The organism is Nocardia sp. NPDC004568, assembly GCF_040609955.1.
GTDB lineage: Bacteria > Actinomycetota > Actinomycetes > Mycobacteriales > Mycobacteriaceae > Nocardia.
In genome coordinates, this window is the sequence record NZ_JBEXLL010000009.1 from 37,178 (window position 1) to 58,691 (window position 21,514).

17 protein-coding genes are annotated in these 21,514 nt (G+C 68.3%); 8 read left to right on the top strand and 9 right to left on the bottom strand.

All coding sequences use genetic code 11. The features are described 5' to 3' along the window. The first annotated feature begins 24 nt into the window (after positions 1-24). Genes ABZV91_RS07005 through ABZV91_RS07020 form a run of 4 tightly spaced genes read left to right on the top strand, consistent with a single transcriptional unit; the run spans position 25 to position 5,309 of the window. A complete protein-coding gene (locus ABZV91_RS07005; protein WP_355236895.1) occupies positions 25-990 on the top strand; it encodes an ABC transporter permease in 966 nt (321 codons plus the stop codon). Further along, positions 987-2,894: an ABC transporter ATP-binding protein gene (locus ABZV91_RS07010; protein WP_355236649.1), complete on the top strand. Its 1,908-nt coding sequence runs from the start codon at positions 987-989 to the stop codon at positions 2,892-2,894. The genes ABZV91_RS07005 and ABZV91_RS07010 overlap by 4 nt, the downstream gene beginning before the upstream one ends. 43 nt (positions 2,895-2,937) lie before the next feature. Further along, positions 2,938-4,614 carry an ABC transporter family substrate-binding protein gene (locus ABZV91_RS07015; protein ID WP_355236652.1) on the top strand — a complete coding sequence of 559 codons (1,677 nt, stop codon included), beginning with the start codon at positions 2,938-2,940 and terminating at the stop codon, positions 4,612-4,614. Continuing rightward, positions 4,611-5,309 carry a hypothetical protein gene (locus tag ABZV91_RS07020; RefSeq protein ID WP_355236655.1) on the top strand — a complete coding sequence of 233 codons (699 nt, stop codon included), beginning with the start codon at positions 4,611-4,613 and terminating at the stop codon, positions 5,307-5,309. The genes ABZV91_RS07015 and ABZV91_RS07020 overlap by 4 nt, the downstream gene beginning before the upstream one ends. 156 nt (positions 5,310-5,465) lie before the next feature. Here ABZV91_RS07020 and hemC read toward each other — a convergent pair whose 3' ends face one another. The 5 genes from hemC to ABZV91_RS07045 form a co-directional block, all read right to left on the bottom strand. After that, a complete protein-coding gene (gene hemC, locus ABZV91_RS07025) occupies positions 5,466-6,392 on the bottom strand; it encodes a hydroxymethylbilane synthase (RefSeq protein ID WP_355236658.1) in 927 nt (308 codons plus the stop codon). Positions 6,393-6,481: 89 nt separating this feature from the next. Then, complete coding sequence (locus tag ABZV91_RS07030; protein ID WP_355236661.1) at positions 6,482-6,736, bottom strand: Txe/YoeB family addiction module toxin; 255 nt, start codon at positions 6,734-6,736, stop codon at positions 6,482-6,484. Continuing rightward, positions 6,733-6,999, bottom strand: a complete 267-nt coding sequence (locus tag ABZV91_RS07035) for a type II toxin-antitoxin system prevent-host-death family antitoxin (protein ID WP_355236663.1) — start codon at positions 6,997-6,999, stop codon at positions 6,733-6,735. Before ABZV91_RS07035 ends, ABZV91_RS07030 begins: the two co-directional genes overlap by 4 nt. Positions 7,000-7,536: 537 nt before the next feature. After that, complete coding sequence (locus ABZV91_RS07040) at positions 7,537-9,114, bottom strand: Rieske 2Fe-2S domain-containing protein (RefSeq protein WP_355236666.1); 1,578 nt, start codon at positions 9,112-9,114, stop codon at positions 7,537-7,539. Between the two features lie 44 nt (positions 9,115-9,158). Beyond that, positions 9,159-10,211, bottom strand: a complete 1,053-nt coding sequence (locus ABZV91_RS07045; RefSeq protein ID WP_355236669.1) for a hypothetical protein — start codon at positions 10,209-10,211, stop codon at positions 9,159-9,161. 24 nt (positions 10,212-10,235) lie between these two features. On the opposite strand from ABZV91_RS07045, the gene ABZV91_RS07050 reads away from it, so the two are divergent. From ABZV91_RS07050 to ABZV91_RS07065, 4 genes are all read left to right on the top strand, one after another. Then, positions 10,236-11,009, top strand: coding sequence for a lysophospholipid acyltransferase family protein (locus ABZV91_RS07050; RefSeq protein WP_355236672.1), 774 nt, complete (start codon positions 10,236-10,238; stop codon positions 11,007-11,009). Positions 11,010-11,077: 68 nt separating this feature from the next. Continuing rightward, a complete protein-coding gene (locus ABZV91_RS07055) occupies positions 11,078-11,818 on the top strand; it encodes a lysophospholipid acyltransferase family protein (protein ID WP_355236675.1) in 741 nt (246 codons plus the stop codon). A gap of 570 nt (positions 11,819-12,388) precedes the next feature. Next, on the top strand, positions 12,389-13,327 hold the full coding sequence (locus tag ABZV91_RS07060; protein ID WP_355236678.1) for a hypothetical protein: 939 nt from the start codon (positions 12,389-12,391) through the stop codon (positions 13,325-13,327). A gap of 22 nt (positions 13,328-13,349) precedes the next feature. Continuing rightward, on the top strand, positions 13,350-15,632 hold the full coding sequence (locus ABZV91_RS07065; RefSeq protein WP_355236681.1) for a heavy metal translocating P-type ATPase: 2,283 nt from the start codon (positions 13,350-13,352) through the stop codon (positions 15,630-15,632). Positions 15,633-15,689: 57 nt separating this feature from the next. Here ABZV91_RS07065 and ABZV91_RS07070 read toward each other — a convergent pair whose 3' ends face one another. The 4 genes from ABZV91_RS07070 to serS all read right to left on the bottom strand — a co-directional run bounded on the left by ABZV91_RS07070 (position 15,690) and on the right by serS (position 21,421). After that, a complete protein-coding gene (locus ABZV91_RS07070; RefSeq protein WP_355236684.1) occupies positions 15,690-16,661 on the bottom strand; it encodes a DMT family transporter in 972 nt (323 codons plus the stop codon). 54 nt (positions 16,662-16,715) lie between these two features. Further along, on the bottom strand, positions 16,716-18,056 hold the full coding sequence (locus ABZV91_RS07075; RefSeq protein WP_355236898.1) for an MFS transporter: 1,341 nt from the start codon (positions 18,054-18,056) through the stop codon (positions 16,716-16,718). Positions 18,057-18,217: 161 nt separating this feature from the next. Continuing rightward, entirely contained in the window at positions 18,218-19,999 is a 1,782-nt protein-coding gene (locus tag ABZV91_RS07080; RefSeq protein WP_355236687.1) for a bifunctional diguanylate cyclase/phosphodiesterase, read from the bottom strand. A 159-nt stretch (positions 20,000-20,158) separates the two neighbouring features. Then, positions 20,159-21,421, bottom strand: a complete 1,263-nt coding sequence (serS, locus tag ABZV91_RS07085; protein ID WP_355236690.1) for a serine--tRNA ligase — start codon at positions 21,419-21,421, stop codon at positions 20,159-20,161. Between the last annotated feature and the right edge of the window lie 93 nt (positions 21,422-21,514).

The following is a 21,514-nucleotide window of genomic DNA, read 5'->3' on the forward strand; positions in this document are numbered from 1 at the left end:
CATGCCCGAGGACACAGCGTGAGTATCAACGAAACCGAGATCCTGGTCCAGGGGGCGCCCGAGCCGGCCGCCTCCGGCCGGCGCAAACTCATCCTGCGCCGGTTCCTGCGCAACAAACCCGCGCTGGTCGGCGCCGCGGTGCTGATCCTGATGTTCGTGGCCAGTTTCGTACTGCCGTCGCTGCTGCCCTACGACTATCAGGACATCGACTACACCGCGCTGCTGCAACCGCCGAGCCCCCAACATCCCTTCGGGACGACCGAGATCGGGCAGGACGTGCTCGCCCAGACCCTGCGCGGGCTACAGAAGTCGCTGATCATCGGATTGTGCGTGGCCGTGTTCTCCACCACCATCGCCGCCGTCACCGGCGCGGTGGCCGGACTGCTCGGCGGCTGGACCGACCGGACCCTCATGTGGGTGGTCGACCTGCTGCTGGTGGTACCGAGTTTCATCATCGTGGCCCTGTTCGCGCCACGGACCAAGGGCAGCGGCTCGATCGTGCTGCTGATCATCCTGCTCAGCGTGTTCGGCTGGATGATCAGCGCGCGAATCGTGCGCGGGCTGACCATGAGCCTGCGCGAACGCGAATTCGTCCGGGCCGCCCGCTATATGGGCGCACCGACCCGGACGATCATCCTCACCCATATCGTGCCGAATATCGCCTCGATTCTGATCATCGACACCACGCTCACCGTCGGCGCCTCGATCATGGCCGAAACCGGGCTCAGCTTCCTCGGCTTCGGGGTGCAACCGCCGGATGTCTCGCTGGGCACGCTCATCGCCAACGGCACCAGTTCCGCCATGACCTATCCCTGGCTGTTCCTCTTCGCGGGCGGTCTGCTGATCATCACCGTGCTCTGCGCGAATCTGGTCGGCGACGGCCTGCGCGACGCCTTCGATCCCGGCGCGAAACGCGCCCGGTCCCGGCCGTCGCGCAAGGCGCGCAAGGCAGCGGAGAAGTCCCGGCAGGCGGAGGAAGCGCGGACATGACCGGAGAGACCACGACGGTGCAATCGGCGGCGGACCGGGCGGTACCCGGTGGGTCCGGTTCCGGCCAGGGCCGCGCGCCCCTGCTGGAGGTATCGGATCTGCGCGTCTCGTTCCCCAGCGAAGAAGGCCGCGTCGACGCGGTCCGCGGGGTGGACTACACCGTTGCCGACGGTGAGGTGCTGGCGATCGTCGGCGAATCGGGATCCGGGAAATCGGTGTCCTCCCTCGCCGTGATGGGGCTGCTGCCCGAACAGGCCCGGGTCACCGGCTCGATCCGGCTGCGCGGGCGAGAACTGCTCGGCCTCGGCGACCGGGAACTGTCGAAACTGCGCGGTAGCGCGGTGAGCATGGTGTTCCAGGATCCGCTCTCGGCGCTGACTCCGGTGTACCGGGTGGGCGATCAGGTGGCCGAAGCGTTGCTCGCGCACGGGAATACGAGCAGGGCCGACGCGGCGAAACGCGCGGTAGAACTGCTCGACCTCGTCGGTATCCCCGATCCGGAACTGCGCGCGAAGGCATTCCCGCACGAATTCTCCGGCGGTATGCGCCAGCGGGTGGTCATCGCCATGGCGATCGCCAACGATCCGGCGCTCATCATCTGCGACGAACCCACCACGGCACTCGATGTGACGGTCCAGAAGCAGATCCTGAACCTGCTGCGTAAAGCGCGCGATATCACCGGCGCGGGCGTCGTCATGATCACGCACGACATGGGTATCGCGGCCACCCTCGCCGATCGCGTGGCCGTGATGTACGCGGGCCGGATCGTGGAAACCGCGACCACCGCGCAGATCTTCCGAACCCCCCGGATGCCGTACACGGTGGGCCTGCTCGGCTCGATCCCGCGAATGGACGGTCCGCCGCGCGCACCGCTGATCCCCATCGTCGGCGCGCCCCCGGCCATGCACGCTCTGCCGCGGGGATGTTCGTTCGCGCCGCGCTGCCCGGTCGCGATCGAGGACTGCCGGGCCGCGGAACCGGCGCTGGCCGAGACCGTTCCGGGCCACCGCGCCGCGTGCATCCGCACCGGCGAGATCGACTCGGCGGCCCTGTTCGACGCCTACCGCCGCGAGATCGGCGAACCGGCGCAGCCCCCCGCGACGGATCCGCGGCCGGTGCTGAAAGTGACGGATCTGGTCAAAACCTTCCCCATCACCTCCGGGGTCATCCTGCGCCGCCGCAAGGGCGAGGTCCGCGCGGTGGACGGGATCAGTTTCGAGGTCCGCGCCGGCCGCACACTGGCCCTGGTAGGTGAATCCGGGTCGGGTAAATCCACCACGCTCACCCAGATCCTGGACATGGTGAAACCGCAGGCCGGGGCCATCGAGATCATGGGGCACGACACCGCGTCCCTCAGCGCCGCGCAGCGCCGGGAACTGCGCCGCAAACTGCAGATCGTCTTCCAGGACCCCACGGCCTCACTCGATCCGCGGCTACCGGTATCCGATATCGTCTCCCAGCCGATGCGGATCGCGAAGCGGCCGAAATCCGAGATCGCGCAACGCGTGCCGGACCTGCTGCGGCAGGTGGGCCTGCGCCCGGAACACGCCGACCGCTATCCCGGCGATTTCTCCGGCGGCCAGAAGCAGCGCATCTCCATCGCGCGGGCACTGGCACTGGACCCCGAACTGCTGGTGCTCGACGAACCGGTGTCGTCACTGGATGTGTCGATCCAGGCGGGCGTGCTGAATCTGCTGCGCGACCTGCAGGCCGAACGCGGACTCTCCTACCTCTTCGTCTCCCACGATCTGTCGGTGGTGCGCAATCTGGCCCACGATATCGCGGTGATGTACCGGGGCAAGATCGTCGAAGCGGGACCGGCGGAACAGATCTTCGGCGATCCGGGCCACGAATACACACGATCGCTGATCGATGCCGTGCCCGTACCCGTGGTAGAGGGTTGACGGACGGTTCTCCGGACCCACCGGCAGGAAGGATGTATCGGCCATGAGGATTCGATCACTGGGGGCACGGCTGGCGGTGCCGCTGTGCGCCGTCGCGCTGCTCGCCGCCGGGTGCGGCGCGAACGACTCGGGGGCACCCGAGGGCGCGGTCGCCGAACTGGGCACAGTCAACGACATCAACCCGCACGATGTGAGCGAACTGCGCGACGGTGGCAATCTGCGACTGGCCACGACATCCTTCCCGGAGCACTGGAACCCGATGCAGATCGACTCCGACGGTGAGTCGGCGGGCATCATGCGCCCGATGCTGCCCCGCGCGTTCGCCACCGACGCGGCCGGCAATATCTCGGTCAATACCGATTTCTTCACCAGTGTCGAGCTCACGAACACCGAACCGCAGCAGGTGACCTACACCATCAACCCGAAGGCGGTGTGGTCCGACGGCTCCCCCATCACCTGGGAGGACATCTCATCGCAGGCCAACGCCCTGAGCGGGAAGGACCCGCGATTCCTGATCGGGAACACCAATGGCTTCGACCGGATCGAGAAGGTCGAACGCGGCGCCGACGACCGCCAAGCGGTCATCACCTTCAAGAGCCACTACGCCGACTGGGCCGGTCAGTTCTCCGGTAACTCCATGCTGCTGCCGAAGGAGGCCACCGCGACGCCGGAGGCGTTCAACGAGGCCTGGCGCAACGCGCCCGGCAAGACCTCGGGCCCCTTCGTCATCCAGTCCACCGACCGCGGCCAGGGCCGGATCGTGCTGGGCCGCAATCCGAAATGGTGGGGCGCGACGCCGAAACTCGACACCATCACCTTCAGTGTACTGTCGAGCGAAGCGATGGTGCCGGCGCTGGCCAACAACGAGATCGACGCCATCGGCCTGGCCACCCGCGACGATATGCAGACCGCCCGCAATACACCGGGTGTGGCGATCCGGCGCGCTCCCGGTAACAGCTGGTCGCATCTGACCTTCAACGGCGCCCCGGGCTCGCTGCTGGAGGACCCGAAACTGCGGGTCGCCATCATCAAGGCGATCGACCGCGCCGGTATCGCCAAGGCCATGCAGAACGGCCTGGTGAACGACCCGCAGCCGCTGAACAACCACATCTTCATCCAGGGCCAGAAGGGCTATCAGGACAACAGCCTGCCCTTCGATCCCGAGGCCGCGAAGCAGGAACTCGACGCCCTGGGCTGGACGCTGAACGGGGACGTCCGGGAGAAGGACGGCCGCAAACTGGTGATCCGCGATGTCATGTACAACGACAAGACCTGGGTGCAGGTCGCGCAGATCATCCAGCAGAATCTGCGGCAGGTAGGGATCGAGCTGGTCATCGAGACCAAACCCGGCAGTGGCTTCTTTACCGACAACATCCAGCCCGGCAATTTCGATGTGGGCCAGTGGGTGTGGATTGGTGACGCGTTCCCGCTGAGCAGCATCCCGCAGATCTGGGGCTACTACCCCGATAATCTGCAGGGCAATTACGGCCGTATCGGGTCGCCCGAGCTGAACGATCTGATCGAGAAGACGCTGACCGAGCTGGATCCGCAGAAGGCCGTCGAACTGGCCAATCAGGTCGACCAGGCGGTCTGGGCCGAGGGGCATTCGATCCCGCTGGTGCAGTCGGCCGGCAATGTCGGTGTCCGCGACAATCTCGCCAACTACGGTGCCGCCGGACTGGCGTCCCTGGACTACACGAAAATCGGTTTCCTGAAGTGAGCTCCCGGATAGGCCATCCGCTGGCCTATCCGCTGTGCGTGACCGTCGGCGCCCTCGCGGTACTCACCGCGTGGGCGCCGTTCGCCGATCCGGACCAGCTCAGCGCGCTGGCGGTGGTCGGCGCGGGCATCATGGGATACAGCGGATACCGGGTCGCCGTGGCGCTGGGGGTGGTCGGCTACCGAGCCGAAAGCGCCACGACAGTGACGGCGCGGCGGGTGAGACAGGAGTATCAGCTGGTCAGCCGTTCCTGGCTGGAGTTGCGTGACGGCGGTGACGAACGCTGGCTGCCGGTGTACTTCACACCGGAGCTGATCGGCTTCACCGGTGGCACGGCTTTGCTGAGCGAGCGGCAGATCGTGCTGCGGCCCGAGTCCGGCGGCACCGAGCTGCCCAGTGGACCACGCGAGTTCCGGGTACTCCCGGCCGGCCGGGCCCGGGAGACCGAACCGCCCGGCCGTCTGGTCGACAATCCGACGCGCGTGGCCCCGGACGCGGAGGCCCGGGTGGCCACTACCACGAAGATCACCCGCCGCTTGCTACTGGACGCTCAGCCGGCGGTCGCCGCCCCATTCGTCGCCCTGTTGTGGCTGTATGTGATGGGTGGCGGGACCGGGGCGTTCGTTGCCGCCATGTGTGTGGCGGCCGCGACCGGCACCTGGCTCGGCGCCATCCGCGGGTCGGACCCGAGCTGAACGGCCGTGCACGAGATACCGCCGATCGAACACCCGCGAACGCTCTACCTGCTGTATTGAAGAAGCCCGCGGCGAATGTCGGCGCCGAGCGTTACTACGTCGCCGACTGCGCCGGTCGCCACCTCATCGGTGGCCGACTGTCCACGACAGGCGAACTCAGTGCGGGATGGAGTCGATGATCGCCCGGGCGCCCTGGCGCAGCAAATCGGAGCCGACGAAGAAACCGAGGGCCTGCGGATCCTCCGGTACGCCCCAGTGCTGCGAATCCAGCCACCGGGTGCCCTCGAGATCGAACACCTTACCGCGCAACGACAGCCGACCGGTGGGTTCGATCACGCAGACCCCGGCGATCGGGGAATTGCAGTGCCCTTGCAGGGCGTGCAGCATGGCGCGTTCGGCATCGGCGACGCGGCGGGTCTCGGCATGATCGAGGTGCCCGGCGAGTTCGCGGACCTCGTCGTCGTCGGCACGACAGGCGAGCGTGAGCACGCCCGCGCCGATCGGCGGGCACATGACCTCGAGCGGCAGTATTTCGGTGATCCGGTCCTGGCGGCCGATGCGATACATCCCGGCGACGGCGGCGATCAGCACATCGCAGTAGCCGTCCTCCAACCGCTCCAGCCGGGTGTTCATGTTCCCGCGCAGCGGTTTCATCACCAGCCCCGGATAGTGCAGGCGCAACTGCGCCGCCCGGCGCACCGAACTGGTCCCGACCACCGTCCCCGGTGGCTGCTCGGCCAAGGGCCGGCCGTCCTTGGTGATGATCGCGTCGCGCACATCGTCGCGCTCCGGGAAACCGGCGAACGCGATACCTTCCGGGATCGGGATATCGCCGGGAATATCCTTCAGGCAATGTACGGCGAGATCGGCCCGGTCCTCCAGGAGCGCGTCGTCGATCTCCTTGACGAAAGCCCCCTTGCCGCCGAGCTTCGCCAGATCACCCATCCAGCGGTCGCCGGCGGAGGTCACTTTCACCAGTTCGGTTTCGACACCGAACTCGGACAGACCGGCCGCGACCTGCTCGGCTTGGGCTACTGCCATAGGACTGGCCCGGGTCGCGACCCGGATAATGCGCGAGGCCATGGCGTGACTCTACCGTTGCCGTAATTCACCCCGGAGGGCGGTGGAACGCGCTTCGGGCCGGAGTGACCCTGGTTACAGCCGGATGAAGGTCAGTAGTGGTAGCGAGCCTGGGCGATAAGGATGTTGTCGCCGGAGACGGCATAGACCAGGCGGTGCTCGTCGTTGATCCGGCGAGACCAGTACCCGGACTTATCGCCCTTCAACGGCTCGGGTTTGCCCAGCCCGGTGAACGGGTCACGATCGATATCGTCGATCGAACGCATGACCCGCAACGCCATTTTTCGATCAGTGGAAATCCAGTGGCCGAGGTCTTCGAATGCGACCTTCGCGAAGGTGACCTTCATTCGAGCTCTGCGGCGAGCTTCGCCAAGTCCACTTCAACAGAATCACCGGCCTCCAACTGGGCGATACCCTGCGCAAGGCGCGCGGCATTCGCGGGCGAACGCATCAGGTAGAGGGTCTCGCGAAGGGAGTTGTACTCGTCCTCGGAGATCAGGACGGCGTTGCCTTTGCGGCTGGTGATATGCACGGCGACGGCGTCGTCGTTCACCTGTTCGATGAGCGGGTACAGGTTGGCCCGCGCCTCGCTGGCGGACATGCTGGTCATCGGCCGGCTCCCTTCCCTGTGTCGCCACTGAATGGTACCGGTTTATGGTACAGGTCGTCGAGCAATCCAGGTAGGCGCAACCCTGCCGGCCACAGACCGCAGGCAGGTATGCCACCTACCACGTGACAAACGGCAGCCCAGGAATCCGTCGACAGGTAATGGAGGATGGTGAGCGATCATCGACGACGGGTTGTCGACGAGGAGCCGGACCGCGGCTGTGATCACCACCGGAAGTTACGCCTACCGCAGGCCCGACGGCGTTGCGGTATACCGGCCGCGCTGCTCGGACCGTAGCCACCACCGACTCCAGGCACTGCTGCCGAATAATTCGGATCCCGGCCCAACGACCGCCGATCGTTACGACATCCCTGCTGGGTCGGTGGCCCGGTAAGAGAGTGCGGTGGTATCCGAGTCAGCCCCGGGCGACGGCAGCGAGAAAGGGCCCCCACGCCGCCGAATCGACCACCAGGGCCGGGCCGGCGGGATTCTCCTAAAGTCCTCGGGCGTTCTGGACCGAGTTCTATGGGCCGCACCGTGCTACCCCGCCGCTTCGGAAACCTTCCGGGAGCGCAGCTCGTGTCCCTTGGAGGTCTTACAGCGACCCGACTCCAGATCCCACTGCCAGCCGTGCAGGTTGCAGGTCAGCGTATTGCCGTCCACCACACCGAATTTCGACAGATCCGCCTTCAGGTGCGGGCAGCGGCGCTGGATCTCCCAGCCGACCACCTCCACCGAGGCCGAATCGTCGTGCGCCTCGGAGAACCAGCCGTCCGCGTAGGCGATCCGCTCGTCGGTGAGACATTTGAAGAAGGTGTACAGATATTCGTTGTAGCCGCCGATCCGCCACGCATGGAAGCGGGTGGACAGGAAAATGGTGTTCACCCAGTCGGGTTCGTTGTCGCGCAGCACGGTGCGCACCAGTTCGGGCGCGATCCGGAAGCCGTAACGGTATTTGCCCTCGCCCTCGAGCGGCGCGCGCACGGTGCGCTTCGGGAAGTCCAGGACCACGGTCTCCTCGCCGATCACGAGCCCGACCGGGTAGCCGATGCCGTCGCAGATCAGGTCGCTCTGGGCCATGATCGGCTCGAACAGCGCTTGCAGCGGTTCCAGAATCGGTTCGCCCTCGGCGGGCGCCCAGGTCTTCTTCTCCGCCACCAGCACCGGCGCCAGCCGCTGCGCCATCTTCTCGATGTAGGCGGCCTTGTCGTTCCAGATGGTGTCGGGATCGTAGGGGTGATCCAGTTCGAGTTCGGCGCCGCGCACATCGACCACCGAACCCGGCACCATCAGCACGCCGCGGTCGTGCCCGTGCTCACGCATCTGCTCGAGGAAGATCATCTGATCGGGGAAGATATTCCCCTCGTCACCGTGGTCGTCGTTGAGATAGCGCAGTTCGTCGTCGAGGAAAACCGGCGGTCCGGCGGAGGGAACCACCCAGGTGGCGCCGACCTGTTCGATATAGCTGCGAGCCCGGTCCATTCCGCGCTGGCGCTTCTGCTTCCCGAAATTCGATTTCGTCCGAGCCGGGATGTCGTAGACCATCGGGTACCAGATGGCGCCGGAGTACTGCAGCAGGTGGATATCGATGGTGCCGAACGCCTCGTGCAGCACGTCCATATCGACCGGCCGCGCATCGTTCATATTGAAACAGGTGGTTTCACCATCGGAGACGATCAGCCCGGAATCACCGATCGGGCCGTCCGCGGGCGCGCGCAGCGCGACGATCATGATATCCAGTTCGGCAGCCGGATCACCGCCGCCGATACCCATCGACCCGTTGATCTTGTGTTTGACCGAATCCTCGGTCTCGAAGAATTTGTGGAAACCCAGTTTTTCCAGCTCACGGCGCAGATCCGGGACCGGGTAGTCGGGCAGCAGAACGGTCGCGTCCTTGTTCACGTACTCGGCCAGATGCGCGGCGTCGAAATGATCGCGGTGCAGATGCGACACGTAGAGGAAATCGCAGTTACCGAGTTCCTCCCAGTCGAGCTGGGTGTTGTCCGGGAACGGGAACCAGGACCCGAAGTACGCGGGGTTCACCCAGGGATCGCATAGGATCGAACCGGCCGCGGTCCGGATATGGAATCCCGCATGTCCGACGCTGGTGATCTGCACGAGCTCGCTCCTCCTGACCGTTTACGGCCCTCCAGGGTAGTGCGTCAGGACGAGATATCCCCGATGCAGTAGCCGCCATCACCCTGTTCGAGTAGAAATGTCCGGTTCTGCGTGATTCCGGACGCATTCGTCACCGGCACCGCGACGGCCATATATCCGGCCGTGAGCGGCTGAGAACTGATCTGCTGATCGGTGAACCCGGTGATCGTGCCGAGCGTACCGGGATTCTCGGCGAGCGGCGCGGCCACGGGCGCGCCGGTGCCCTCCGGATCCCAGGTGGCCGGAGCCGCCGCGCAGACCAGCGGATACTGCTCCTCCAGGTCGGCGGGGTCCAGCGGCTGCCCGGCCGAGCGGGCCAGATAGCGGCGCACGGTGTGCCGGGCGTCGGCGGCGTCGTAAACCGGTTCCACACCCACCGGGGACACCCGGCCGCAGGCATATCCGGCGGCCACCCGGTGCTCGTCCACGGTCACCGTGGTGATCCCGTCGGTCCAGGTGAGCGTGCCGTCCACTGCGGTACCCGGCTGGGCGAGCGCGTTCAGCACGGCGTCGCGGTCGGTGTACATGGTCTGCACGGTGAGCGGCGGAATGGTCCAGCAGGTGTTCTGCAGGGTCGCGATATCCGCCGACCGCAGGTCGGCGGCGAACCGCTGCAAGGCGGGAGCGGCATCGGGAACTCCGGGGACCGCACCGACCGCGGGAGCGTCGGCGGGGACCGGCGGCAATGCGGGCGCCGACGGCGGAGCGCCGGCGGAGGTGGCCCGCTGCTCGGTACCCGGCGCGTCGCCGTCGGACGCCTGCACCGATGGGCTCCCGGCGTCGTCGCCCGGGATTCCGGATACCGAGTCGCATCCGGTGCCCAGCAGCACTCCGGATACCGCGAGCCCCACGGCGAGCCCTCGAACGCTGGCGCGTCGCGCGGTCTCACGGCCGATTCGGCGCAACGGTACGGGACGGGCGCGTTCCACTTCGACGATCACCTTTCTTGCGGTACACAGCGGTTCGGTCGAGAGACCGGGATCCGGCCGGACCACGCCGGGCCCGGGATCCGGCGGGCCGCGGCGCGCGCGGGCGGGCCGGACGCTGCCGGTCATCATGGCAGCGACTACGCTAGCGGACTTGTGGAACCCGTCTACCGGACGATCATCGGCCTGGCCCGGACCGTCTTCTTTCTCGAAGGCCTGAAGTTCACCGTCACCGGCGATGAGAACATTCCCGCCTCCGGGGGCGCCGTGCTCGCCGTCAACCACACCGGGTACATGGATTTCACCTATGCCGGCCTGCCGGTGCGCACCCCCAAACGCTATATCCGGTTCATGGCCAAGAGCGAGGTCTTCGACAACAAGATCTCCGGGCCGATCATGCGAGCCCTCAAACACATTCCGGTGGATCGGGCCGCGGGCGCCGACTCGTACAAGGCCGCCGTGGACTATCTGCGGCGCGGCGAACTGGTCGGCGTATATCCCGAAGCCACCATCAGCCGCAGTTTCGAGATCAAGGATCTGAAATCAGGCGCCGCCCGGATGGCGATCGAGGCCGGTGTCCCCATCATCCCGATCACCATCTGGGGCGCCCAGCGGGTCTGGACGAAGGGTCGTCCGAAACGGCTGGGCCGCACCAACACCCCCATCTCCATCGCCGTCGGCGCACCGATCCAGCCCTACGAACCGGCAGCCGAACTCACCGCCGAACTGAAGGCAACCATGCAGGAGCTACTGCGCGGCCTGCAGGAGAACTACACCCACGAACCCGGCGCGTACTGGGTTCCGGCCCGGCTCGGGGGTGGTGCGCCTACCCTGGAAGAAGCCGATGCGATGGACGCCGCCGAAGCCGCGGAACGAGCGGCCGCCCGCAAACGGGCCGGTCTCGCCGACCAGGACGACGCCGGCGCATAGCGTCGATCCACCGCCGGCGGGTAGGTGCCGAGCAGCGGGAGACCCGCAGGTAGTGAGCAGGAGTTGCGATGGCGCGGGAGCCGGTTTTCGATGTCCTGGCGGGGCTGGTGCACACGGTCTTCTTCGCGCAGGGCGTGCGCCTCGATATCCGCGGCCAGGAGAACATCCCGCGCACCGGGGGCGCGGTGCTGGCCGTGAACCACACCTCCTATCTGGATTTCATGGAGGTCGGGGTCGTCGGACGCCGGTCGGGCCGCAATGTGCGATACATGATGAAAGCCGAGCTCGAGCACGGGATCGTCGGATTTCTCATGAAGCACTGCAAAGCGATCGGTGTCGACCGGACCGCCGGCGCGGAATCGTTCGGCCGGGCGGTCGCCGCCCTGCGCGACGGTGAACTGGTCGTGGTCTACCCGGAGGCCACCATCAGCCGCAGTTTCGAGTTGAAAGAATTCAAATCCGGCGCCGCGCGCATGGCACTGGATTCGGGGGCCCCGATCATCCCGCTCACCATTTGGGGAGCACACCGCATCTGGACCAAGGGGTTCCCGAAACAATTGGGCCGGCACAATTTCCCGGTTCACATCCGCATCGGTGCACCGCTGGTCGCCTCGGGTTCGGTGGACGAGGTGACCACCGCGCTACGCGGCCGGATGAACGAACTGCTGGCGGCGGCCCAAGAGGGCTACCCGATGCCCGCCGGGCAGCCGTGGGTCCCGGCCCGGTTGGGTGGCAGCGCTCCGACGCTGGAGCAAGCGGCGGTCCTGGAAGCCGAAGAGTACGCCCGGCGGCGGATTCAGCGCCCGTAGGTTCCGGCGCCTGCGAGTTCGGGCGCGCTTCCCGGACGGGGCCGGGCCGGTCGGGTACCCGGCCCCGTAGGCGGATGTGGGCCCGCCCACCAAGATCACGGCGCGCTCCGCTCACCAAGGCCGAGTAGTGGGCCCGCCCGCAAAACCCGACACGCGAACCCGCCCGCGAAGGTGCTGTGTTTTCGGCGCCTGCGGCGTCGCGGGGTCGAGGCCCCTTGGTCTCGCCGTTTCGGCCTCGGGACTCGCGCCTCCGGCGCATGCGATGTGCGGTGGGCCGTCCATGGACGGAGACCATCGAGCACCTTCGGCCAAGGAACGAGACGGGCCTCGCCCCTTGGAGGTGTCTCGCAGAACTCCACGCACAGGGTCGCGCCGGCATTCGATGTCCGGGTCGGGATGGGGGCTCGCGAGGGGGCATGGATCGGTCGCGGGGGCGGTTTGTCGGGGGTGGTCACCTTCGGGACCAGCTCCCACCTGCCGTGTTGACAAAATACCCTAGGGGGGTACCGTAGCAACTGGAGAGCGGGAGGGCGGAGAGCCGCCGGAGCCTCCACGGAAACGGAGCATCGAATGAATACGCCGACAAAGTTCGCCGGGTTCGCGCTCGGACTCGTCGCGTTGTTCGGGGTCGCGCTGGGCGTCGGTGCCCTGGCCGGTCCCGGGGACAGCGAGCCGGAAACCCACGACACCGCGGCCGGTGAACCCGCCGCGGAAACGACCCCCGGTGGGCTGACCAGCAGCGAAGGTGGGTACACCCTGGTCCTGGCCGATCCGGTCACCACGGCCGCCCGCGCGGCGACCCTGCGGTTCCGAATCGAGGACAGCGCGGGGCGGGCGGTGACTCGGTACACCCCGAACCACGAGAAGGATCTGCATCTGATTCTGGTGCGCCGCGATACCGCCGGCTACCAGCATCTGCACCCGACGCTCGGACCGGACGGCACCTGGAGCACCCCGGTCGATCTCACCCGCGCCGGCGACCATCGCGTCTTCGCCGATTTCGTCACCGCCGACGGGCAACCCTTCACACTGGGAGCCGACCTGCGGGTCGCCGGACAGTACACGCCGCGCCCACTGCCGAACCCGAACACCACCGTCACCGTGGACGGCTATACCGTCGCCCTCAACGGCACCGTCGCTCCCGGGCGCGCCACCGAGGTCACCTTCAGCGTCACCCGCGATGGCGAGCCGGTGACGGACCTTCAGCCCTATCTGGGGGCGTACGGTCATCTCGTGGCGCTGCGGACCGCCGACCTCGGCTATCTCCACGTCCATCCGGCCGGTCGCCCGGGTGACGGGACCACCCCGGCCGGTCCGGGCGTAACCTTCGCGGTGACAGCGCCCGGCACGGGCGACTACCGGCTGTTCTTCGAGTTCCGCCACGGCGGGGCCGTGCACCGCGCCGAGTACACCGTGCCCGTCGCGGAAACCGCCGGAGACTCCGGCGGGCCCGCCCCGACCGACGCGCAGACCGCCCCCGAACCCCCCGGACACGGCCATGGGCACTGACCCGCGGCCAACGGAGCCAACGATGAGCACACAGACTGCACCGGACACCGCGCAGACCGATATCCCGACCGCGGAGGTCGAGTTGGTCATCGGCGGGATGACCTGCGCCTCCTGCGCCAATCGCATCGAGAAGAAACTGAACAGACTCGACGGCGTGACCGCGACGGTCAACTACGCCACCGAGAAGGCCCGGGTGCACTACCCGGACACCGTGGCACCGTCCGACCTGGTGGCGGTGGTGGAACAAGCCGGCTACACCGCGAGCCTGCCGCAGCCACCCGCCGCGCAACCGGACACCACCACCGAGCCGGCCGATCCCGCCGACCGGCTGCGCACCCGGCTGCTGATCTCACTGGTGCTGACCGTGCCGGTGATCGCCATGGCGATGATCCCGGCGTTGCAGTTCACCAACTGGCAGTGGCTGTCGCTGACGCTGGCCGCGCCGGTCGTGGTGTGGGGCGCGCTGCCCTTCCACCGAGCGGCCTGGACCAACCTGCGGCATGCCACCGCGACCATGGACACCCTGGTCTCGCTCGGCACCCTGGCCGCGTTCGGCTGGTCGATCTACGCGCTGTTCTGGGGCACCGCCGGTACACCGGGGATGACGCACCCCTTCGAACTCACGATCGCCCGGATGGACGGCACCGGCAGCATCTACCTGGAGGCCGCGGCCGGGGTCACCACCTTCATCCTGGCCGGGCGGTACTTCGAGGCCCGGTCCAAGCGGCGGGCCGGCGCGGCGCTGCGGGCCCTGCTCGAACTCGGCGCCAAAGAGGTCTCGGTCCTGCGCCGGACCGGTCAGGACGAGTGGACCGAACAGCGGATACCTGTCGAAGAACTGTCCGTCGGTGACCGGTTCGTGGTGCGGCCGGGCGAGAAGATCGCGACCGACGGCGTGATCACTGACGGCGCCTCGGCGGTCGATGTCTCCATGCTGACCGGCGAATCGGTGCCGCTGGAGGTGGGGCCCGAGGACACGGTCACCGGCGCCACCGTGAACGTGGGCGGCCGGATCACCGTGCGAGCCACCCGGGTCGGCTCGGACACCCAGCTCGCGCAGATGGCGAAACTGGTCGAGGACGCGCAGACCGGGAAGGCGCAGGCCCAGCGGCTGGCCGACCGCATCTCCGGCGTCTTCGTGCCGATCGTCATCGCGCTCGCGGTCGCCACGCTCGGGTTCTGGCTCGGGACCGGCGGTTCGGTGGCGGCGGCGTTCACGGCGGCGGTGGCCGTACTCATCATCGCCTGCCCGTGCGCCCTGGGCCTGGCCACACCGACCGCGCTGATGGTCGGTACCGGGCGCGGCGCCCAGCTCGGCATCCTCATCAAGGGGCCTGAGGTGCTGGAATCCACCCGCCAGGTGGATACGGTCGTCCTGGACAAGACCGGCACCGTGACCACCGGCCGGATGTCGCTGGTCGATGTGGTGGCCGCCGCCGGCGAAGACGCCGACGTGGTGTTGCGGCTGGCCGGATCGCTGGAGGACTCCTCCGAGCATCCGATCGCCCGTGCCATCGCCGACGGTGCCCGGGAACGGACAACCGGGCTGTCCCCGGTCGAAAGCTTCCGCAACAATGCCGGACTGGGTGTGGAGGGCGTGGTGGACGGCCACGCCGTGATCGTCGGCCGGCCGGGTCTGCTCGCCGACTACGCACTGCACCTCGACGAGGCGCTGCGGGAGTCTCTGCGGGAAGCCGAGAGCCAGGGCCGTACCGCGGTGGCGGTCGGCTGGGACGGCCGCGCACGGGGGGTGCTCGTGGTCGCCGATACGGTGAAACCGACCTCCGCCGAAGCGGTTTCCCGGCTGCGGGCGCTGGGCCTGACCCCGATCATGCTCACCGGGGACAATGCCACCGCGGCGGCCGCCATCGCCCGGCAGGTCGGTATCGACGAAGTGATCGCGGAGGTGCTGCCGCAGGACAAGGTCGCGGTGATCGAACGCCTGCAAGGTGAGGGCAAACGCGTCGCCATGGTCGGTGACGGCGTGAACGATGCCGCCGCCCTGGCCCGGGCCGACCTGGGCCTGGCCATCGGCACCGGCACCGATATCGCCATCGAGGCCGCCGACCTCACCCTGGTCCGGGGCGACCTCACCGCCGCCCCCGACGCCATCCGCCTCGCCCGCCGCACCCTGGGCACGATCAAGGGCAACCTGTTCTGGGCCTTCGGTTACAACGTCGCGATGATCCCGCTGGCCATGGCCGGCCTGCTCAATCCGATGCTGGCCGGCGCCGCCATGGCGTTCTCCTCGGTATTCGTGGTCAGCAATAGTCTGCGGCTGCGGAACTTCCGCCCCACCCACTGACCGAATACGACCCCGCCGGGCCCCGGATATATCCCATAACCGGGGCCCGGCGCATGGTCAGCCCACCGCCTCGCGCTCCCCCGGAACCGGCGCTCTGGCCGCGACGACCACCGCGGTCAGGGTCAGCACACACCCGAGAACTTTCACCGGCGACAGCTCCGCACCCGTGGGCAACGCCCAGTCGAGGACGAGCGATGCCGTCAGCTGGCCCGCCACCGTGCTCAGCCCCATCAGCAGCACCCCCACCCAGCGCACCACCAGCACCCCGGCGGCGATGAACAGCACCCCGATCACACCGCCCAGGTACAACCACGGTTCGCGCGGGAATCCGGCCGGCCCACCGGTCCCGGCCACCACCAGGGCTTCCACGATCAGCAGGCCCAGCAGGCCGACGGCGAAGTTGATCACCGTGGCGGCGAAGGGGCTACCGGTCGTCCCGATCCGGCCGTTCCACGCCTGCTGCCAGGCCAGCCCGATGCCGGCCGCCGCGGGCAGGAGCAGCAGCAGCGGTCCCGGGACGCCTGCCAGCCACGACGATGTGCGCAGTGAATCCGGCGCCGGGCCGCCGGAGCCGGCCAGCAGTACCGCCCCCACCGCCAGCACCGCCCCGCCGAGTCGCGCCGCGGTGACCGGGGTGCGGCCACCCGGGCCCACCCCGAGCCGGTCCACGAGCAGACTGCTCAGCAGCTGACCGGAGACCGCCGCGACGGTGAACGCGGTGACTCCGAGCGCGGCGACGGTCAGCGACTGGCTCGCCACGAACAAGCCGCCGAACAACCCGCCCAGCAGTTGCCAGGGCCGCAGTTCGCCGGCGGCGACCGAGCGACGAACCGTACGCAGGCCCGCCCGGAGCCGGGAACTGAACAGCACCGCCACCGCGAGCACCAGGAACCCGCTGCCGAAGCTCACCACCGCCGCCGCGACGCCGTCCTGCAACCGCGCCCCCAGCTCACCGTTGATCCGCCCCTGGACCGCGACTCCGGCTCCGATCAACAGCCCCGAACCCAGACCCCACCGCCGCGAATCCATGACCGCACCCTACCGACGCGGCCGGCCGCCACACCGCGGCCGGCCACCGGCGGCTCACGTCTCCGCGGCGCTGTCCGGTGCCGGCCGCGGCGGCAGCCAGTACGGCGTCAGTACACCCAGGGCCAGGATGGCGACACCCAGCAGCGCGATGGTCGAGGAGACCGACAACCACAGTGTGGCCAGCGCGACGAACCCGAAAACCGCCAGCGACACCAGTTCCTCCAGCAGCCCGGACACCGACATCACCGTGGCCCGCGCGGGCCCGGTGATGGCGTCCTGGAGCCGGGCCTCGGCGACGATCGCGGCGTTGTACACGACCCCGTAGGCAGCGGCGATCGCCGCGAAACCCAGTCCGGTGCACGCATAGACCGCGTGCCAGCGCGCCGCGAGCCCGGCCACCACCGCGCCCACTCCGAACAGCGCACCGGCCACCCCCAGCGCCCACGCCAGGGTGCGCGCGGGAAGTGCTTCGGTCCGACCGGCCAGCAGCGACCCGAGCAGTGACCCGACCACCGTCACACCCACCAGGACAGGAACGAACGCGGTAGCCGCGCCCGCTTCCCCGGCGACCAGCCCGAAGTACTCGTCGAACGCGGTGATCCCGTAGAGCAGTGCCCCGAGCACCACCCCGTGCCGCACCGTCCGGACCCGGATCGCCTCGGCGACACCGGTACGCAGCATCAGCAGATACCGACTGAGCATTCCCGGTGCGGACGGGTCCGGGCCGCCGGGCCGGGCGCCCGGTCCCGCGGCCACCGGCCGGGGCCCGGGGGCGACGACCGCGGTGGCCGCGCTCTCGGCGCCCGTCTCCTCCAACTCGCCCACATCGGCGGCCGAGACGGACCGCGGCGCCGCGGGCAGGCTCGCGGCCAGGGCGGTGTGCAGGACGGCGCAGCCCACACTCACCCAACCCACCAGCTCGTATCCACCCCACAAATACAGCGGGGTGGCCGCGAGGATGGCGAGTACCGCACTCGATTCGCTCGCCGTACGGGTGTAACCGATCATCCGGGCATAGGACCGGGCCGCTCCGCGGGCGGCGAGTTCGTCGTAGAGCAGTGCCTCGAAAGTTCCCGAGCGCAGCGACCCGGCCACGCCCCACAGTACGAACCCGAGCGCGAATCCCACATAGGAAGGCGCCACCGTCCATACCGCGAAACCGGCCGCCATCAGCAAGCCGTTCAGAATCAGCAGCCCACGCCGGGACACCGTATCCGCCCAGGCGCCCGAGGGGACCTCGAACAAGAAGGCTGTCACCGACCAGCAGGCGAGCAACAGCGAGATCTGCCCAGGGCCGAAGCCGTGGTCGGCGAAGAGAAGCGCGTACAGCGCGTAGTAGGGAACCAGGTCCCCGGTCCCAGCGAACAGCGTCGCTCGCAGGGCGAGCGCGCGCAGTCCAGTCCTACGGCCGGAATCCGTGGAACCGGCTCAACGGTGGTAGAAGACCAGTCGCATAGCGATCAGCATCCGCGACGCGTGCACACAGGTCAAGCGGTTTTCTCCGGCGCGCACCGCAGACGTCGCGCGGGCGGGTCGCTACCGGCCGGAGCTCGGGCTCACAGTGGTACCCAGCCGTTCTCGTCGGCCGCGGTATCGCCCAGCGCGCGGGCGTTCGAACCGCCGAGACGGCCGCTGTTCATATCGCCGATCAGTTCGGCCACCGGATGCGAATCGCTGTAGTGGTAGCCCTGCGCCAACGCGAAACCCAATTCGGTCAGCACGGCGGCCTGATGCTCGGTCTCCACGCCCTCGGCGATGACCTGCAGATCCAGCGATTTGCTCAGCGCCGCGATCACGCCGAGCAGCGGCGGGGCCGGCGAATCGGAGCGGATGGCGGCCACGAACGACTGGTCGACCTTGATGATGTCGCTGGGCAGGGTCGCCAGCCGGCTCAGCGAGGAGTACCCGGTGCCGAAATCGTCGATGGCGATCCGCACCCCCCGGTCGCGCAGTGTGTGCAGGTTCGCGATGGCCGTATCGGATTCCGCGGCCAGTTCGGTCTCGGTCACCTCGAGCACCAGTTGCTCCGCGGGCCACCCGGTGGACTCGAGGATCGCGGCCACCTTGTCCGCGTATCCCGACTCCGCCAGTTCCAGACCGCTCACATTGACATTCAGCGTCAGCTCCAGCGCGGCGAAGGTCTCCTGCAACTGCGCGGCGTCGGCGCAGGCCCGGCGCAGCACCAGTTCATCCAGGTCGGCAATGAGGTCGTATTCCTCGGCGACCCGGATCAGTCCTTCGGTGGTGACATCGGGCTGCGCGCTGGACGACCAGCGCAACAGCGCTTCCACGCCCACCGCCTTCTCACCACCGTCGCCGAGGCTGACGATCGGCTGGTAGTGCACATCCAGACTGCCGTTGTCGATGGCTTCGCGCAGTTCCACGGCCAGCGGCGTGCGATGCCCCGATTCGAGCACCGTACGGTTGCGCCCCGCCTGCTTGGCCCGGTACAGGCCCACATCGGCCCGGCTCACCAGCAACGACGCCGATTCGCCCGGCTGCCAGGAGGTGACCCCCGCCGAGCACCCGGTGCTGACCGCGGCACGCAGCTCCTCGGTGAGGAGGATGGCGGCCTGCTCGGTGGTGCCCGGCAACAGCGCCGCGAACACGTCACCGCCGTAGCGGGCGAGCCGCTGTCCGGGCCCGAGCAGGGCGGCCCAGGTATCGGCGACCTTCTGCAGCACCGCGTCACCGGCGCGGTGGCCCAGGTGATCGTTGACCTTCTGGAAGCGGTCCAGATCCACCAGGACCAGCGCGAGCGCCTGGCCGGAACGATCGGCCTGTTCCAGAGCGGTGTTGAGGGCCCGGTCGAAACCCCGGCGGTTCAGCAACCCGGTGAGGGTGTCGATATCGGCCTCCGACGCCATTCTGGTCAGGATGCCGACCACCACTCCGACACCGAAGGTGATACCCGCCGGGATCAGCCCGGACCACCACGGTAGGCCGGCGCGGGTCGGTAACACCCACAGGCACAGCGCCATACACAGCGCGATATGGGCCGCGGCCTGTGTCCAGGCGAAGAACAGCGCGGCGTCGCAGGCCACGAAGACATAGAACGAGGCGAGCGTGATCGCCGCGACGGTATTGGGGAACGAGTGCACGGCGATGGTCACCAGGACCGTCGCCAGCACGACGTAGACGTGGTGCAGCCAGTGCGGCATCCGAGGACCCCACCCGAGCAGGCTGATCCCCAGCAACAGGGCGACCGCCGCGGCCGAACCGACCAGCGGTCGGTTGCCCTCGTCGCCCGGGTGCATCACCTGGGTGGGCGCGAGAGCGGTCACCAGCAGCCCCAGGACCCCGCCCATGACATAGAAGGCCCCGGTGGTCCGGGACATGACCATGGCCGTTGCCACACCAGACGCGGCCCGTACCCGCGTTCGGGTATCGCCGCGAGACCCGCTTCCTCGCACGATGAACAGCCTAAACAACTGATCAGCTCACCGGCGACCCAACCGGGGATATGAGGTACCCCGATTTCTCGCCGCGCAACCACATCAGTTCGGCGGAGCGAGCAGGTCGGTTCCGACAAAAGGCACCAGAGCTGCGGGAACCCGCACCGAACCGTCGGCCTGCTGATGGTTCTCCAGCAGCGCGACCAGCCACCGGGTGGTGGCGAGCGTGCCGTTGAGCGTCGCGGCGATCTGCGGCTTGCCGTTCTCGTCGCGGTAACGGACCGATAGCCGGCGTGCCTGGAAGGTCGTGCAGTTCGACGTCGAGGTCAGCTCGCGGTAGGTGCCCTGGCTGGGCACCCAGGCCTCGCAGTCGAACTTCCGCGCGGCCGAACTGCCCAGGTCACCGGCGGCGACATCGATGATCCGATAGGGCACGTCGAGGGCGGCGAGCATATCCCGTTCCCACGACAGCAACCGGCGGTGCTCGGCGTCGGCGTCCTCGGGACGGCAATAGACGAACATCTCGACCTTGTCGAACTGGTGCACCCGGATGATGCCGCGGGTGTCCTTGCCGTAGCTACCGGCCTCCCGTCGGAAACACGACGACCAGCCCGCGTAGCGCTTCGGCCCGGCGGTGAGGTCCAGGATCTCGCCGGCGTGATAGCCGGCCAGCGGCACCTCGGAGGTACCGACCAGGTACAGATCGTCTTCTTCCAGGTGGTACACCTCGGCCGAGTGCTGCCCCAGGAATCCGGTGCCCGCCATGATCTCGGGCCGGACCAGCACCGGCGGGATCATCATGGTGAAACCGTTGGCCACCGCCCGCTGCGCCGCCAACTGCAGCAGGCCCAGTTGCAGCAACGCACCGTAGCCGGTGAGGAAGTAGAACCGCGAGCCCGAGACCTTCGCGCCGCGCTCCATATCCATCAGCCCCAGCGCCTCCCCCAGGTCCAGGTGATCGCGCGGAGTGAAATCGAACTCGGGTATCTCGCCGACCGTCTCGAGCAGGACGTAGTCGTCCTCGCCACCCGCGGGCGCACCGTCCTGGACGACATTCGAAATCGCCCGGTGTGCCTCCTGCAATTCGGCCTCGGCGGTGTGCTGGGCGGTCTCGGCCTCCTTGACCCGCACCGACATCTCCTGCGCCTGTGCGAGCAATGCCGGGCGCTCCTCCTTGCTCGCCTTACCGACCTGCTTGCCCATGGCTTTGTGCTCGGCGCGCAGTTTGTCGGCGGTAGCGATCGCGGACCGGCGCGCGTGGTCGGCGGTGAGCAGCGCGTCGACGAGGGCCGGGTTCTCGCCCCGGGCTCGCTGCGAGGCGCGGACCAGCTCGGGATCATCGCGCAGGAGGCGGAGGTCGATCATGGCTGACCAGCGTAATGGTCGCGGAATTCGCGCCTCAACCGAGTATCACCCCGGCCCGCCGCGGACCCGCTCCGGACAACACGCGCGCGATCC